This is a genomic window from Paraburkholderia sp. FT54 (assembly GCF_031585635.1).
GTDB lineage: Bacteria > Pseudomonadota > Gammaproteobacteria > Burkholderiales > Burkholderiaceae > Paraburkholderia.
In genome coordinates this window covers 1,355,416-1,371,409 of the sequence record NZ_CP134196.1, presented here as the reverse complement: position 1 = coordinate 1,371,409, position 15,994 = coordinate 1,355,416, and the positions used below count along the sequence as shown (strand labels likewise).

Sequence of the window (15,994 nt, the reverse complement as noted above, 5' to 3'; positions counted from 1 at the left end):
CAGTCGCATCGGACCAAAGCCCTATATAACATTGCGCTCAACGTGTATAGGCTGAAATCCGCTACTTGCAGACCAACGTGGAGTTCGTCATGAAAAGCACGATCGCGGCCGTCATCACCGCTTCCTTTGTACTGTTGCCCCTCTCTGGCGTCTCGGCTCAAGAAAGTTCTGGCGCGAAACCATCGGCGACCTCTGAACATCCCGATGAGATCGTCAGGATGCACCAGCAGGTTGCCGCGGCGAATCGCGAATACCGCCGTGAGGTCGCCAGTGCCCAAAAGGTCTTCGACCACAAGAAAGCGGAAGCGAAGAAAAAACGCGATGTTGCGGTTGAAGCCGCCCAACACGGCACGAGTCAGTAAATGTACTTCTCATTGTCTCAATGGGTCACGTGTCGGCGGGACTGGCACACGTCCGCAATCACGATGTGAGGCCCGGGTCCAATAAGCACACCAGCTTCAATAGCGAAGTCAGGTCGGCGTCAGTGCATGTCTCCCCCGCCATATGTACAGCGCCGGCCTGGCCACGCCACGCCACGCCACGCCACGCCGCGATTTTGTCGCCGGCATATTCTCGAAGCGCCCCGCGGCGAGACAAATGATGCTCCGCTAGCTGGACACACACCACACGCCGGTCCCAGCTAACGCCGGTTCGGCGCGCTCGGCTTACGTGCGCGATCAGTGCCTTTCTAACGCTGACTGGAGCGATGTCTTGCCTCGCGTATGCCGACGAATGGCTCAACTTCGCCTTCTGTTCTTTTCAAGGCCTGTTTCAGAGCATCAGGCGATCACGTGAAAAAGCCAGCCTTTCAACTCGGCAGCGCATGGCGACAAGTCGCCGTGACGTTTGATTCGAGTGCGGATCGACATTGCAATCGACGTGAGGTGTCCAATGGTAAAGCTCTTGGGGCATATCGTTGCAGTCGCTTCGGTTGTGATCATGCAGAATGTCATCGCGAGCCCGATCGATCTTTCGAATGCGCTGCCTAACTTCTTCGGCGGCGGTGTCGGCTCGACCACAGAGTACGCCGGCGCAAAGGACCGCATCGTTGGGGCGGTCCCGGGCATGCGCTATGTGACGAGCGGCGGCCATCTCTTCGAGTGGTACGGCACTTACGCGCAATACGATTTCGGCGGCGTGACGGGCTTGCAGTGGGGGCCAGCGCTTGCGCTGCGCCTCGGCCGACACGATGTCGACGATCCCGTCGTTGCCCAGGTTCACAGCGTGGATACGACACTCGAAGGTGGCGGATACGTCGGCTACGAGTACAGCCATACTGGCACTCTGCCATATCGTCTGCGCGGCGAGATGACGGTGGTGACGAACGCGGGCGTCGTCTATACGGGCGCGCGCGTATCTCTGAACACCAGTGCATGGTTCCCGCTGCACGCGCGCGCATTCGTCGGCGGTGGACTCGGCGCCACCTGGGTAAGCGGCGGCTTCAATAGAACGTACTACGGCGTCACGGCACAGGACTCAGCGAAGAGCGGACTTCCCGCCTACACGCCGGGAAGCGGTCTGAATCAGCTGACCGGCTGGATTGCGGCGATCTATCAGATCAGCCCGAGTTGGTACGCGGGCGCGATGGTCTACTACCAGAGACTGATGGACGACGCCGCCAACAGCCCGATTGTTACCCAGCGCGGTTCACGCAACCAGATCACGTACGGCGTTGGACTCGCATACGCCTTTCGCTGATCTGAAGGCGAACCTGAGGCGGTGGACGGGCGCACGACGCGCTCTCGCGGCAGTAGGGGCATCTTAAAGACGTTCGGTATCGCTCCCCGGGGAACTGGCCGACGATCTGGAACCCGTCTGGACCACGGGCTGCGCCGCGGGCGGCTCCTTAAGCACCCGCAGATCCGCTGGTACGGTACTGGCCGGCGTGCGTGGAGCCTTACTGTTCGTGTGGTTCGTTTGTCCGCTGTCCTCCTGGGCGCCATCGCCAGGCTGCGACCATGCGTTGGGCCCGTTCGCCGGGGTGTGAAGCCGCATATGCGGCACCGGAATCTCAATACCCGCTTCGTCCATCTTGCGTTTGAGTCGAGCGTTAAAAGCGCGCGCCACGCTCCATTGCTGCAGCGGCCGCGTCTTGATCTGGCCTTTCACAACCATCCAGTTAGCCTCAAAGCGGTCGAGCCCCCACACTTCGACGGGCGCAAGTATTTCGTTACGCAGGCGAAAATCTTCCTGCAGATCGGCGCCCACTTCCACAATCATGCGTGTGACCTCATCGAGTTCAACGGCGAAGGGCACCCGTACCTCGAACACCGCGTTGGCGAAATCGCGCGACAGGTTCTTCACGATCTTGATCTGCGAGAAGGGAATGGTGTGAACCGCGCCTTGTCCGTCACGCAAGCGGACCGTGCGGATCGTCAGGTTCATCACGGCGCCAGCATGGCTGCCGTCAATCTCAATCCAGTCGCCGACAGAGATCGTCTCCTCGATAATGATGAAGAGTCCCGTGATCAGATCGGTGACGAGCGCCTTCGCACCGAAGCCGACGGCAAGACCGATCACGCCCGCACCCGCAAGCAGAGGTGTCAGATTGACGCCCAGCGTGGCGGCGGCGACGATGGCAGCCAGAGTCACAACCGTCACGGAAATTGCGTTGCGCACGAGCGGCAACATCGTGCGTGCCCGTACGCCGGGATCGAGTGCCTTGTTGCGCGAACTGCTCGGGCCCAGCGCGTTGAGAATTGCGGTATCGCACAGTATCCACAGGAACCGGGCGCCGAAGACCGTCGCAATGACTGTCACCAGCGCGTGCTTGAAACTGGATGTCATGGCGCTGTGCTTGATCATCCGCGCAATCGGACCGCTCCACAGGTCCAGTTCGAATCGAATGAACACAAGCCACATCAGAAGCACGAGTAGCGTGCTCGCGAAGCGCAAGAGTCGCATCAGGTGCGGCGCGCGGCGGTGTGCACGGGTGTCCCTTCGACGCGTCACGTGCATCAGCAACGCCGACGCGAACAGCGTGAGCACGAGTAACAGTGCACTGAGAAGCGACGGCTGCAGTACGTTCTCTTCCGAGCCGCGCGCATCGATGATCGCAACGACCGACGCTATCGCGATCAAAAGGATCGGGATGTGCCACAGCGATGCGAGGATATCGAGCGCTTCCGTGGCGAGTTTGTGATCGCGCCTTCGCCCATACGGGCGATTGCGTATCAGATGCGTGACGGGGCGCCGGTAAGCGAGCGCGAAATAACCGATCAGGACGGCCGCCGCCACGTTCGCGGAGGCCGACACGAGCCCGGCAAGATTCACGCCGAGCAGGCCCGTGACGTCCGGATTGGCCGTCGCGTCGCCGAGCGCGCCACATGCGCCGATCGCGAAAAGCGGCCAGCGGCTTTGCGCGAGCAACTGATGGACTGCGACACGCCGGTGTGCCGTATTGAACGCCGAGAATACGATCAGGCAGATGGCCGAGAAGAGCGAGCCCGCGACGATGGCATAGACGGCCACGAGCCCCAGCGTGCTGCCGAGCGAGTCAGGCATGCCCCGCATGACCAGCGCCACCGCCACGAATGCGACGATCCACGGCGCCGTGCGCCAGAATGCAAAACTCAAAAGTTCGAACGAAGTTGGACTCAGTTCGAGCGCGAGCTTCCAGCCATAGCGCGCACTGACGCGCCGCCGCAGATAGATCAACAGGCCAGCGCACGCGCCCCAGCCGGCAAGCGTCGCGATCAAGCCAAGCAGGACGTTGCTGAACGACTCCCCGCGGCCACCTCTGAGAATGGTCCGGAGATCGTTGGCCGCCGCACTCGAGCGGGTCGCCCAGTAATGCAACGGTGTGCGGCCCTCGCTCAGATCCGTCTCGACAGACGCAATGCCCGACGCAATCGCGCCGAGCAGATCGCTGTTGTCCTGTGCGGACGATGCCGGCACCACGGGTGCGGCATTTTGCGTACCCGCACGAAGCCCCTTCAATTGGGCGACCAGCGCCTTGCGTTGTGGGTCGCTCTCGAGCGTGCCGATCAGGCTGTCCAGCGAGCGCGCCAATTCGGCCTGACTCGCGGGCGTGGGTGCCGATGCAGCCGGCGCCGCCGAGGCGGCCGGTGCTGCGCCACCCGTCGCATTGTTGACGAGGTTTTGCAGCCCGGCCGGCAACGCGGCCGCCGCCGGATTGATGGCCGCCGTCGACAGAACGAGCAAGCCTGTCACGGTCAGCCATAAGCAGGCGCACCTGATGCGGCGCCACACGCTTACCGGCAGAACAGCGGGAGCCAGCAGTCTGCCGACGACCATGGAACGCCTGGATTCACACGGCATGGATGCGGTCATGGAGATCCCTTCCGAAAGGCCCTCCTCTGAGAGCCGGGGCGCCCGGCTGATCCGCTTGCGAAAAGCCCTGCCGCCCCCTCCGCCTTGTCCGGTCGCGCATCCCAGCCACGGCATCAATAGGCCATCAAGGCGACCATGATTGATCCGCCGGTAGTCAGCAGGATGTTCGACGTCGCATAGGGCACCGTGTAGCCCAGCACTGGAATACGGCTACCGGCTTTCTCCTGCACGGCGGCCAGGGCGGCCGTAAATGTCTGGGCGCCCGCCAGTCCGCCCAACAGCATCAATGGATTCATTCGCAGCACGTAGTGACCGACCAGAAGCGCAGCCGCCTGTGGCAGCAAAGTCACCGCGGCGCCGGCCAGCAGGATGCCGAATCCCAGCTCTTTCACCGCGTGAACGAACTCGGGGCCAGCCTGGAGGCCGGAACAGGCGACGAACGCAGCCAGCCCGAAGTTGATCATGAAGTCCAGTGCCGGCTGTGGAATATCGCCAAGTGTCGGCCGCAACGAGCGCAGCCAACCCAGCACCAGGCCGGCCACCAACGTGCCGACGCTGACGCTCAGCGTAATCCTGACGTTGCCCACCACGACATAAGGCAGCCCGATCAGCGCCCCGCAGAGAATGCCAAGTCCGAGCATGGAGAGACTGGTGGCCCCGGTGGGGCGCAGCGCATGGCCGATATGAGCAGCGACGCGTTCGACCGCGCGCTGCGGGCCGATCAACTCAAGCACATCACCGCGATCCAGCACGGTCTCGGTCCCGATCGGGATCGGTTGCGTGCCACGCGTGACGGAGCGCAGCCCTACGCCCCGAAAGTCAAACTCCGGCGCCTGCATCAACGCTTTGAGCGCGATCCCGCACATTGCCTTGTTCGTCACCGTGACTTTGAGGATTTCGATTGAGAATTGCAGCAGTCCAGGTTCATGCAACTCGGTGCCCATGCGTGGGCCGATTTTCACCAGAGCCGGCATTTGTCCGTAGAGGGTGACCGTGTCGCCGGCCTGCAGCACGGTCTCAGGCCGCACCTCGACGGCGTTGCCGCCGCGCAATATGTGCTCGACGAAATAGCGCATCGGCGTTTCGCAGCGCTCGGCCTCGTCGACCCGCTTGCCTGCAAATTCGCCACCGGAAAGACGATATGAACGCACGGCGAATTTCTGGTGCGCCGTGAATACGCCAGCCGTCTCTCGCTGGATTCCGAATTTGCGCTCCAGCGCGGCGGCCTCCTCGCGCAGGTCGATGCGAAGAAGCCGCGGACCCCACGAGCTGACGAACAGGATCATGCCGATCGCGCCGAACAGGTAGGTCAAGGCATCGGCGACGGCGATGTGATCCGCCATCAGCTTGCGCTCCGCCAGCGGCAAGGGAAGGTTCATGACCGCGTCGGTGGCGGTGCCGATCGCGGCCGACTGAGTCAGTCCGCCGCAAAAAATCCCGGCGGCCGTGCCTGCGTCGAGCCTGAATAGCCTGGCCGCCGCCCATGCCGTGCCGAGCCCCACGACCGTCACCACGACTGAGAGCAGCATCGGCTTGACGCCATTCTCCTTGATCGCCTGAAAAAACTGCGGCCCCGCGGAATAGCCATTGGCGAACAGGAACAGGAGGAACAGACCCCAACGCAGTTCGCGGCTGACCTCGACGTGGAGTTGCCCGATCGCCAGCGCCGCGATCAGCGCCGCAGTGACCGTACCCAGCGAGAACTTGCCTAGCTGGATACCGCCGACCCAATAGCCGATGCCGACTGCAAGGAACATGGCCAGTTCTGGCGAACCCTGCAGTGCCTTGACCATCCAGTTCATCAGCATGGTATCCACCGCGTCGGCATGCGAGCGGGGCTCATCCTGCTACCCCCCGGCGATGCCGTCGGACGTCTTGCGCCGCAGGGCGTCCAGCGCCTCGGGCTTTAGCAGTTCCAGCCCGCGCACGGCGTTATAGCCGTGAATCTCCTTCACATCCAGCTTACGCATGAACGCAATGGTTTCCGGCGTAATGACCTGGCCCGGGACCATGATTGGGAATCCTGGCGGATAGGGAATCACGAACCTCGCCGAGACCAGTTCCGGCCCATGCTTCAGGCGATCGTCGATCCGCTCGTCGTTCAACCTGAGGCACTCGCATGCCTGCGGCCTGTACGCCAGATAGTAGGCCGCGCGCATATCGCCTTCGGGCGTCGCGCTCTCACTGTTCTCGCGCAGCGCTTTATGGAAGTGGCTGAAGTTCGGCAGTTCCGGCACGTCTTCGACAAGGGTCTTTACCCGCGCCTCGAAACTCGAGCGCGCGGTTTCGCCGCCCTGCTCCAACTCGCGCTCCAGTCCACGGGAAATGTCGGCGAGCGCCTTGATCAGGTGCGCCATGTCACTGCGCGTATTGTTGATATTGATCTGGACGAGAACACTGTTGCGCGAGGTCTTGTTGATCTGGATGTCATAGGTCTCGGCGAGCAGACCCTTGAAGCGGGTCCCGTCGTAACCCGCGTTGCCGCACAGCAGTGTAATGCGGGTGGGATCGAGAAAGAACTCGTCGTCGCGCAAGGCCTGGGTGGCATCGGCGATGGTTTTTCCGGCCATGCCGTAATCGGCAAAGCCGGACTTCCGAAACGCCTCGGGGATCATCTCGGCGGGCGTGGCTGCGCGGAAAAACCGCGAGATGAGCGGATGATGGTTGATTTCCCTGCGGATCTCGATCGCCAGTTGAATCGCGCGCTGTACCAGTTCGTATCCTTCTAGCTCCATCTGCCGACGCGCGACGTCGATCGACGCGATGATCTGCAGGTTCGGAGAAGTCGAGGTATGGGTGAAGAAGGCCTCTTTAAACTGAGCCTCGACGGTATGAAAAGCCTGGTCCGCCACGACGATGATCGAAGCCTGGCGCAAGGCCGACATCGACTTGTGGATCGAGTCCGTTTCATAGACGCGAACGCATACCTGCTCCGGGTCAGGCAGGAGTTGCATGTCGAGCAGGCGGTCGTCGGTCGCCCCGATGCCGGCTATGGATTGCCTGAAAGACTCGTACCTGTCGCGGTAAGCGGGGTCGTGCATCATCTCACGCAGTTTCGCGGCGCCGCCCATCGCCGTACGCATGCGCAGCAGCGGCGAGAAACGGGCATAGCCGAACCAGGCCTCGTCCCAGAGGAAGATCAGGTCTGGCTTGATGGCCAGACATTCGAGCATGGTCTGTTCCACGTTGGCGACATGGCCGTCGAAAGTGCAATTGGTCAGCACCAGCATCCTCGCCCGGTCGAGCTTGCCCTCGGCCTTCAGAGCCAGAAGCGCCTGTTTGATGGGCCGTATCGCCAGGCTGCCGTACATGGAGTATTGGGTCAGCGGGTAGGCGTCGATATAGAGTGGCTGTGCGCCGGCCAGCACGATGCCGTAGTGATGCGATTTGTGGCAGTCGCGGTCGATCAGCACGATGTCGCCCGGCGTCAGCAGCGCCTGATGCACGATCTTGTTTGCCGTGGAGGTGCCGTTGGTCACGAAGAAGGAGCGGTCCCCACCCAGCGCGCGCGCGGCCTTGTCCTGGGACGCCTTGATGTTGCCGGTGGGTTCGAGCAGGCTGTCCAGCCCGCCGGTCGTTGCCGACGATTCGGCAAGGAACAGGTTTGCGCCATAGAACTCGCCCATGTCGCGGATCCAGTTCGATTTGAAGATCGATTTGCCGCGCGCCACCGGCAGCGCGTGGAAGGTGCCGATGGGACGGGCGGCATAGTGTTTGAGGTTGTCGAAGTACGGCGCATCGTAACGGTCCTTGATGCCGTCCAGGATGGCCAGATGAATCTCCATGGGTTCTTCCGCGCCGTAGAAGATCCGCCGCAGGGGCGCAGCGGCGTCCGAGCCCGCCAGCTGGCCTATGTCGCGGTCGGTGGAGAGAAACACATCGAGTTCGGGGCGCAGGCCTCGCACCAGGCGAGCGAGTGCGGAACCCATGTCTTGCGTCGCCACGCCTGTTCCCGCGGGTGTATTGCGCACAACGATGTCGCGCAGTGCCGCCGACGTATATTGCGAGGCAAAGCTGAAGCCGTCGACGATCACTACCGACTGCAGGTTGTAATTGAAAATGCTCGCAAGCACGGCGTCTTCGAAGCTGCCGACCACCACCATTTCGTAGACGAAGCAGTCGTCGTCACGGCGCAGACGGTGGAAGCCCTCGCGGATATCGGGCCAGGTGGAACGCTCGCCGGCAGCCACCACGAGCACTTCGAAATAGGGCTTGCGGCTTTGTCCGTGGCCGATCGAGGGGGGCAGAAAATCCGGTAGCCGTAGCTCGCCCTCCTCTTCCGCCTTCCACGCTTCCTGGTCATCACGGTAGCTGTTGGACATCAAGGCCGCGCTGATTCGCTGCACGAGCCGGGACAGGGTATGCCACTCGCTCGCCGCGAGTCGCGCATCAACCTGCGCCATCAGGAAGGGGCCAGGATACCCGTTCAGATCCTCGAGCGGCCGCAGTTCATCCAGTACCGCCAGCGCCTCGTCGCGCAAGCCGGAGGCATCCTGTTGCGACTGCGTAGCCAGGGTGCGCACGATCCGGTTCAAGCTGCGCCACCGGTCGACCCGTGCCTCGGATGCCGAGAAGAACTGGTTGAGGCCGAACTCCGGCACATGCCTGGCGCTAGTTTCCATCTCGGGTCTCCTGAGCGTTCGTTCATAGGGGCCATCAGAGAACAGCAGACATTGCACGACAGCAAACAGGGTCTACTTCGTGTGCGGTTCGCCTGTCGGCGCCGGCGTATGAGCAAGCGTGTTGGAGATCGATAAAGGCAGTCGATCGGAATCCGAAGACGCGGCGGCCTCTCGAACCGAGTCTGTCTCGTCACTACAATGGCTCTTCCCAATGCAGCCGGCAATACGACTTTGGTCCCACAATTAAAGCCTGATCGAGCCTCGCGCTTCTGGAAAGCCGGTTGCGCAGCTACAGGGCGGAGAAGCTTTCGGATCTCGGCGGGCGGCTGATCCCGCGGCCCGTTCCGTGTGCCGCGGACCGCATTCAGTTCGCGCTGATCTGGTTCGAAAGCGGGCTACCCGTCTCGAACTCCGTGACGCTTTGCAGGGTCGTTGCGCAGATCGTCGTGACCGCCTCGCGCGTGAGAAAAGCCTGGTGCCCCGTCACGATCACGTTCGGGAAAGTGAGCAGGCGCTGGAGCACGTCGTCGTCGATGATGGTGCCGGACAGGTCGCGGAAGAACACCTCTGCCTCCTGCTCGTACACATCGATCGCAAGACCGCCCAGTTGCCCACTTCTCAGCGCGGCGATCACCGCCTCGGTGTCGATGAGCCCGCCGCGGCTCGTATTGATCAGCAGCGCGCCAGGCTTTGCGCGCGAAAGCGTGTCGGCGTCGATGACGTGATAAGTCTCGGGCGTAAGCGGACAATGCAGCGAGATGATGTCCGCGCTCGCGCCGATTTCTCCCGGCAACGCGTAACGCGCGCCCAATGCCTCGAATTCCGGCGACGGAAACCTGTCATAGCCGATCACGTTGCAGCCGAAACCCACCATGATCTTGCTGAAGACTCGCCCGATCTTCCCTGTGCCGATCACGGCGACCGTCTTGCCGCACAGGTCGAAGCCCATCAGACTGTCGAGCGAAAAATTGAAGTCGCGCGTGCGATTGTAGGCGCGGTGGATCTTGCGGTTGATCGCCATCAGCAGCGCGACGGCGTGCTCGGCCACCGAGTTCGGCGAGTAGTCCACCACTCGAACCACCTTGATCCCGACGCGCTCCGCCGCTTTCAGATCGACGTTGTTGAAGCCGGTGCAGCGCAGAGCGACGAGCTTCGTGCCGCCCTGCCTGAGCGCCTGAAGTACGGCTGAATCCGCCAGATCATTGACGAAGATGCACACGGCGCCGTGCCCTGCGGCGAGGCCGGCCGTCTCGACATCGAGCGGAACGTCGAAGTACTGGAGGCGATGGCGGTGCGCCGCGTTCGCGGCGTTGAGATATTCGCGGTCGTAGGGCTTCGCGCTGAAGACAGCTATGTCCATCGTGGGCCTCCGTAGCGGGTCGAGGTTCAGGGATCCGGCTGACGCACTACCCGCCCGTCAGTAGCACGGCGACCTGCACGAACAGAATTTTCACAATGGTCATCGACGGGAAAATCATTGCGTAGCCGACGTCCGGCCGATCGGTCGGCGCGACACGGTTGGCAAAAGCGAGGATCGCCGGATTGCCCGTCGCGCCGCTGATGATGCCCACCGTCATGTCGAACGGCAGCCTGAAAATCCATAGGCAGACAAGCGCGGTAACGACGACCAGCGCGAGAAGGATGGCAACGCCATAGAGCAGGAACGACACGCCCGTTACGCCGATGGTCGCAAAGAATTTTGGGCCGGAGGCAATGCCCACCTGCGCGAGAAAAATGGTCAGACCGAAGTTGCGCAGTACGAGATTGGCCGAGAGCGGCATCGTCCAGACGAACGGTCCGAAGCGCCGCACGCGGCCGAGGAAAAGCGCTATGAGAAGGAGCGCCGCCAGCCCGAGCGTCAACCTGCCGAAGCCCGGAATCGTGAACGGAATCGCGCCCGCCAGCAGGCCTAGCGCCGCGCCGGCGCCAATCGAGATGAAGTTCAGTTCAGCCGTGCCCTTGATGGAATCGCCGAATAACGCACGAATCGGCTTGAGTTGCGCGCGATCAGCGAGCACGCCGACGCGGTCGCCGAATTCGAGGACGAGGTCCGGGTTCGGCATCAGATCGGCGTCGCCCCGGCGCACGTGTGCGATCGTGCAGACGACACCCTCGGGGAAAGGGATGTCCCGCAACATGCGCCCGACCACGCGCCGGCTCGACGCGAACACACGCGCGTAGTCGAGATCCTCCCGATGGCTCGCCATACGGCCTGGCTGCAGTTCGCCGGACATCGAGGTGGCCTCGCGCAGCACGGCGGGGTCCGTGGCGGTCGCGAGAAGGACATCGTCGGCGGCGAGGACGAGATCGTCGGCGGGCGGCCGATTGCGGTGGTCGCGGCGTACAGCGGCGATCCCAAGCCCCGACGGCATGCGTGCCGCGAACTCCGCCAGCGTCACACCGATGAACGCCGGGTTTCTCAGCGCGATCTCGGCGGTCTCGATGAGCTGGGGCGGCGGCCGAGCGATGTTCGGCTTGAGCAGTGCGCTAAGGGCATACAGGAAGAGAATCGGCCCCGCGACGCCGAACGGATACGCGACGCTGTAGCCCACCGTCGGGCCGTCACTCTTCATGGCTGCCATCGCCGCTTGCAGGCTCGCGGTGCTGGTGCCCGAGCCCGCGAACATGCCCAGCGCCTCTTCCAGCTTCACGCCGAAGAGCGGCACCAACACGACGGACACAAGCCCGGCGACCACGACCCCGAGCACCGCGGCCGCATTGGCCTTGAGACCCTCGATGCTCGTCAGGCCCTTGAAGAACTGGTCGCCGTACTGGATGCCGATGCCGTAGAGAAAGAGCAGCAGCCCGAGTGTGCCGAGCAGCGCGGGCGGTGCAGCCTTGGGCGCGAAGCCGCCAATGGCCAGCCCGACGAACAGCACTGCGCCGGCGCCGAGCGACACACCCTTGATGCTGATCTCGCCGACCACATAACCCAACGCGACCGTCAGAAACAACGTGAAGAGTTGCTGGGTTTCGAGCAACGTCCTGACTGCATCCATAACAGTTCCTTTCGAGGCGCAAGGAAGCTGCGGCGTATCGAACCGCCGCACCTGGGGGCGTTTCACCCGCTTGACGCTCGCCCGGTCACACTAGCTGGGATTGAATCGTTTCGACTGTCTGAAGGCCAAATTTCAATCTAGGTTTAGACACCTCGAAAGACAATACAACCATGGTCCGATGCCGTGGCAGCAGACGGCGGCTCGTTGCGTAGACTACGATGGTAAGCGGAGCCAGCTACGTCCAAATCGCGTTTGCCGATCTCATCTCCGGCAAAATCACGCAATTGCATCGTGGGAACCACGTCGTGACGGTGACAGGCGAGAACGGCCTCGCGGCGTTGCTGCACATCTGGCTCGACATGATGGCGCCGCGCGGACGAACGTTTCACTTTGCTCATGCCCGCATTCGTCTATCAAGCAGGCGGCGCGATGTCCCATGAGAACAGAGACGGCCAGGCCCGATCACCCGTACCGGAGCATTTCCATGCTTAACAAACTCGCATTCCTGACGGTGTTTAGCGCGGCGCTGGTGCTCGCGGGTTGCACTGAACCACATAAGCAGGTCGAGGCCGGTGCAGACCAGTCCACGCTCGTTGCGCGCCTGGGTCCGCCCAAGGAAACTTACGATTTGCCGAATGGCGGCAAGCGGCTGATGTGGCCGACCCAGCCCATGGGTATGACGACAACCGCAGCCGACATCGACGCTTCCGGCAAAGTGCTAGGCGTTCGCCAAGTACTTCAGGACAATGAGTTCCATCGCGCGGAAATCGGCAAGTGGACCCGCAACGACGTGCTCATCAACTTTGGCCGCCCCTTCGAAACCGCCTACTTCAAGCGAACGAACAGAGAGGTTTGGTCGTACCGGTACTTGCAGAACAACATCGAACATCTCATCTACCACTTCTACTTCGACGATCAGGGCGTCCTGCGACAGACGCAGAGAGCGCCCGATCCGAAATTCGATCCCGGCATGCGCAACCGGTACTAGCGACAAGCCCATGATCTTTGTCATGGGCCATGCTGAAGCGCGTCCAGCACCGCCTCGTGGTGGATATGCGCGTCGCCCGCCGTCCTGTACTGGCCGTTTTCTCCTGATGCGATCGAGCGAATCACCCCATGATGTGCACCCCTCCGTCGACATACAAGGTCTCACCCGAGAGCCGTCTTGCATACGGCGTCGCGAGAAAGGCACAAGTGAAGCCCACGTCCATGATATCGACCAGTTCGCCAAGCGGTGCGCGTTCGGCCGCGTCTGTCAGCAGCAGGTCAAAGTCCTTGAGGCCCGCCGCCGCGCGCGTCTTCAACGGGCCAGGCGAGATCGCATGTACGCGGATACCCTGCGCTCCGAGTTCATACGCAAGATAGCGCGCGCAAGCTTCGAGCGCCGCCTTGACGGGCCCCATCAGGTTGTAGTTCGGGACGACCTTGTTCGCACCGTGATAGCTCATCGTGAACATCGAGCCGCCGTTTTTCATCAACGGTGCGGCTAGCCGCGCCATGCGCACGAACGAATGGCAGGAGATATCCATCGCGGCGCCAAACCCTTCAGTCGAGCTGTTGAGCAGCCCTCCCTGAAGGTCGGCCTTCGGTGCCCACGCGATCGAATGCACCATGATGTCCAGATGATCCCATTCACTCGTGATCCGCCCGAATACCGCTTCCAGCTGTTCCTGGCTCGACGCGTTGAGCGGCATGAAAATCGGTGCGGCGAGGCCCGTCGCAAGCGGTTCGACGTAAGGCTTCGCCTTTTCATCGGCATAAGTAATCGCCAGTTCCGCGCCCAGTTCGCGAAACGCCTTTGCGCAGCCATAAGCAATCGAGTGTTCGTTCGCAATGCCCGTCACGAGCGCTTTCGCGCCTTTCAGAACAGGGTGCGGATTGTCCAGACTCATCACGGGTCTCCTCACATCTCACGCTCGTTCACGCAGCGCCAATCAGATCGCGGGTGTGCCGCGCGATCATCAGTTCCTCATTGGTGGGAATGACCCATACGCCGACCTTGCTCGAAGGCGCACTGATGCGTGGACCGTTCGCGGCGTTTGCGTTCTCGTCGAGCTCGATGCCGCACCAGCGCGTCCACTCACCGATGCGCCGGCGGATTTCCGCCGACCGCTCGCCGATGCCGGCGGTGAAGACCAGTGCATCGAGTCCCTCGAGCGCGGCCACGAGCGATCCTAGTTCGCGCCCTATCCGGTACGTATACAGCTCGATCGCGAAACGCGCGTGGGCATCGTCGCTCGCGAGCAGCGTGCGCATATCACCCGATATGCCGGACACACCCAATAGACCAGACCGGCGATACACCAGGTCTTCCACCTCGCGCGCGTTCATTCCCAGTTCGTCGAACAGATACAGGATGACACCGGGATCGAGATTGCCGCAGCGCGTGCCCATCGGCAGTCCGTCTACAGCGGTAAAGCCCATCGTGCTCGCGACGCTGCGGCCTTGCAACATGGCGCACATGCTCGCGCCGTTGCCCAGATGGGCGACCACGGTGCGCCCGCGAGCGGCCTCCGGCGAGATGTGCGGCAGCGCTCTCGCGATGTATTCGTATGAAAGACCGTGAAAACCATAACGCCGCACGCCTCGCGACGTGATCGACTCGGGCAGCGCGAAGGAGTAAGCGAGTTCCGTCTGGGTTGCGTGAAATGCGGTATCGAAACAGGCCACCTGGGGCACCGCCGGATTCTGCATGGCGATGATGCGAATCGGCTTCAGATTGTGGGGCTGATGTAGCGGCGCGAGTGGTGCAAGCTTGTCGAGCTCGTCGAGTACCTCGGAGGTCGCCAGCGCCGGTTGCGAGAAACGCTGGCCTCCATGCACGACACGATGACCCACCGCGACAAGGCGATTGCCGCCGCGATGACTGCGCAAGAACTCGCCGATATAGGCAATCGCGCCTTCATGTTCGAGCCGCGCACCATCGCCCCACTCTTTGACACCGAGTTGTTCGCCGGATTGGTCGAACGCCACGAACCGGGGCGCGGAGAAAAGGCCTTCGATCTGGCCACGCAGCACCGGCGCGAGATCCTGCGACCCGGCATCGAAGGCGCTGAATTTGATGCTGGACGAGCCAGCATTGAGTACGAGAATGACATCGGCCATTGCTTCATCCCATGAGTCTGGATTCTTCCCTGCGCATCTGCGCCACCATCGACGCGACCGCACAGGACGCCAGCCGCGTTCTGACCGAATCCGCGCGACTTGTCAGAATGATCGGCACGCGCGCGCCGAGCACGATGCCCGCGGCATCCGCGCCGGCAAGAAATGACAGGCTTTTTGCCAACATGTTGCCCGCTTCCAGATCGGGCACCATCAGCACGTTCGCGCGGCCGGCTACGGGAGAGTCGATCTTCTTGGTTCGTGCCGCTTCGAGATCGATTGCGTTGTCGAGCGCAAGCGGGCCGTCGACGAGCGCGCCCGTGATCTGATGGCGGTCGACCATCTTGCACAAGGCTGCGGCCTCGATCGTCGACGGCACCTTCGGACTCACTGTCTCGATCGCCGACAGGATGGCCACGCGCACCTCAGGCGTCTGCAGCGCGTGCCCAAGATCGATGGCGTTCTGCAGAATGTCGACTTTGTCGGCAAGCGTGGGTGCGATGTTGATGGCGGCATCCGTGATGATCAGCGTGTTCTCGTGCCCAGGTACGTCCATCACGAAACAATGGCTTACCCGACGCGCCGTGCGCAGCCCGCCGTCGCGGCTCACGACCGCGCCCATCAATTCGTCCGTGTGCAGACTGCCCTTCATCAGCGCCTCCGCCTTGCCTTCGCGCACCAGTTCGACTGCCTTTGCAGCGGCGGCGTGACTGTGCGGTGCATCGACGAGGACGAACTCCGCAATGTGCAGGTTCTCTTGCGCGGCGATCGCGCGGATGCGCTGCTGCGGCCCAACGAGAATCGGTGTGATCAGCCCAAGCTCCGCTGCCTGGATCACTCCTTCCAGCGAGCTTCGATCGCATGGGTGCGCCACTGCGGTGATGACTGGCTCTTGCGTACGGCAATAGTCGATGAGCCGTTGGTACTTGTCATGCTCGCGATCCATGAGATCTCCTTCGTGCCGGAAGCCCGGCTGAC

General features: G+C 62.4%; 12 protein-coding genes. 3 read left to right on the top strand and 9 right to left on the bottom strand.

The window, feature by feature from the left end:
- Window positions 1-89: 89 nt before the first annotated feature.
- The gene (locus tag RI103_RS25715) at window positions 90-362 is read left to right on the top strand and encodes a hypothetical protein (RefSeq protein ID WP_310818440.1); all 273 of its coding nucleotides are present in this window, start codon (window positions 90-92) and stop codon (window positions 360-362) included.
- 529 nt (window positions 363-891) lie between these two features.
- Window positions 892-1,698: a MipA/OmpV family protein gene (locus RI103_RS25710; RefSeq protein WP_310818439.1), complete on the top strand. Its 807-nt coding sequence runs from the start codon at window positions 892-894 to the stop codon at window positions 1,696-1,698.
- Window positions 1,699-1,761: 63 nt separating this feature from the next.
- On the opposite strand, the gene RI103_RS25705 is transcribed toward RI103_RS25710, so the two are convergent.
- The 6 genes from RI103_RS25705 to RI103_RS25680 all read right to left on the bottom strand — a co-directional run bounded on the left by RI103_RS25705 (window position 1,762) and on the right by RI103_RS25680 (window position 12,312).
- Window positions 1,762-4,257 carry a mechanosensitive ion channel family protein gene (locus RI103_RS25705; RefSeq protein ID WP_310818438.1) on the bottom strand — a complete coding sequence of 832 codons (2,496 nt, stop codon included), beginning with the start codon at window positions 4,255-4,257 and terminating at the stop codon, window positions 1,762-1,764.
- 149 nt (window positions 4,258-4,406) lie between these two features.
- Complete coding sequence (aspT, locus tag RI103_RS25700; protein WP_310818437.1) at window positions 4,407-6,101, bottom strand: aspartate-alanine antiporter; 1,695 nt, start codon at window positions 6,099-6,101, stop codon at window positions 4,407-4,409.
- A 39-nt stretch (window positions 6,102-6,140) separates the two neighbouring features.
- Window positions 6,141-8,915, bottom strand: coding sequence for a decarboxylase (locus tag RI103_RS25695; protein ID WP_310818436.1), 2,775 nt, complete (start codon window positions 8,913-8,915; stop codon window positions 6,141-6,143).
- A gap of 364 nt (window positions 8,916-9,279) precedes the next feature.
- Entirely contained in the window at window positions 9,280-10,275 is a 996-nt protein-coding gene (locus RI103_RS25690; protein WP_310818435.1) for a 2-hydroxyacid dehydrogenase, read from the bottom strand.
- A 46-nt stretch (window positions 10,276-10,321) separates the two neighbouring features.
- Complete coding sequence (locus RI103_RS25685; protein WP_310818434.1) at window positions 10,322-11,914, bottom strand: TrkA C-terminal domain-containing protein; 1,593 nt, start codon at window positions 11,912-11,914, stop codon at window positions 10,322-10,324.
- 143 nt (window positions 11,915-12,057) lie between these two features.
- Window positions 12,058-12,312 (bottom strand): hypothetical protein, encoded by a 255-nt coding sequence (locus RI103_RS25680; protein ID WP_310818433.1) that lies wholly within the window; start codon window positions 12,310-12,312, stop codon window positions 12,058-12,060.
- Between the two features lie 86 nt (window positions 12,313-12,398).
- Here RI103_RS25680 and RI103_RS25675 point away from each other — a divergent pair, with 86 nt between their 5' ends.
- Window positions 12,399-12,902, top strand: coding sequence for a hypothetical protein (locus RI103_RS25675; RefSeq protein WP_310818432.1), 504 nt, complete (start codon window positions 12,399-12,401; stop codon window positions 12,900-12,902).
- A gap of 121 nt (window positions 12,903-13,023) precedes the next feature.
- Here the strand turns inward: RI103_RS25675 and fabI are convergent, their stop codons facing one another.
- The 3 genes from fabI to RI103_RS25660 are packed head-to-tail and all read right to left on the bottom strand — an operon-like array spanning window position 13,024 to window position 15,962.
- On the bottom strand, window positions 13,024-13,806 hold the full coding sequence (gene fabI / locus RI103_RS25670; protein WP_310818431.1) for an enoyl-ACP reductase FabI: 783 nt from the start codon (window positions 13,804-13,806) through the stop codon (window positions 13,024-13,026).
- A 28-nt stretch (window positions 13,807-13,834) separates the two neighbouring features.
- Entirely contained in the window at window positions 13,835-15,019 is a 1,185-nt protein-coding gene (locus tag RI103_RS25665) for an acetate/propionate family kinase (protein WP_310818430.1), read from the bottom strand.
- 4 nt (window positions 15,020-15,023) lie between these two features.
- Window positions 15,024-15,962, bottom strand: a complete 939-nt coding sequence (locus RI103_RS25660) for a phosphate acetyltransferase (protein ID WP_310818429.1) — start codon at window positions 15,960-15,962, stop codon at window positions 15,024-15,026.
- Between the last annotated feature and the right edge of the window lie 32 nt (window positions 15,963-15,994).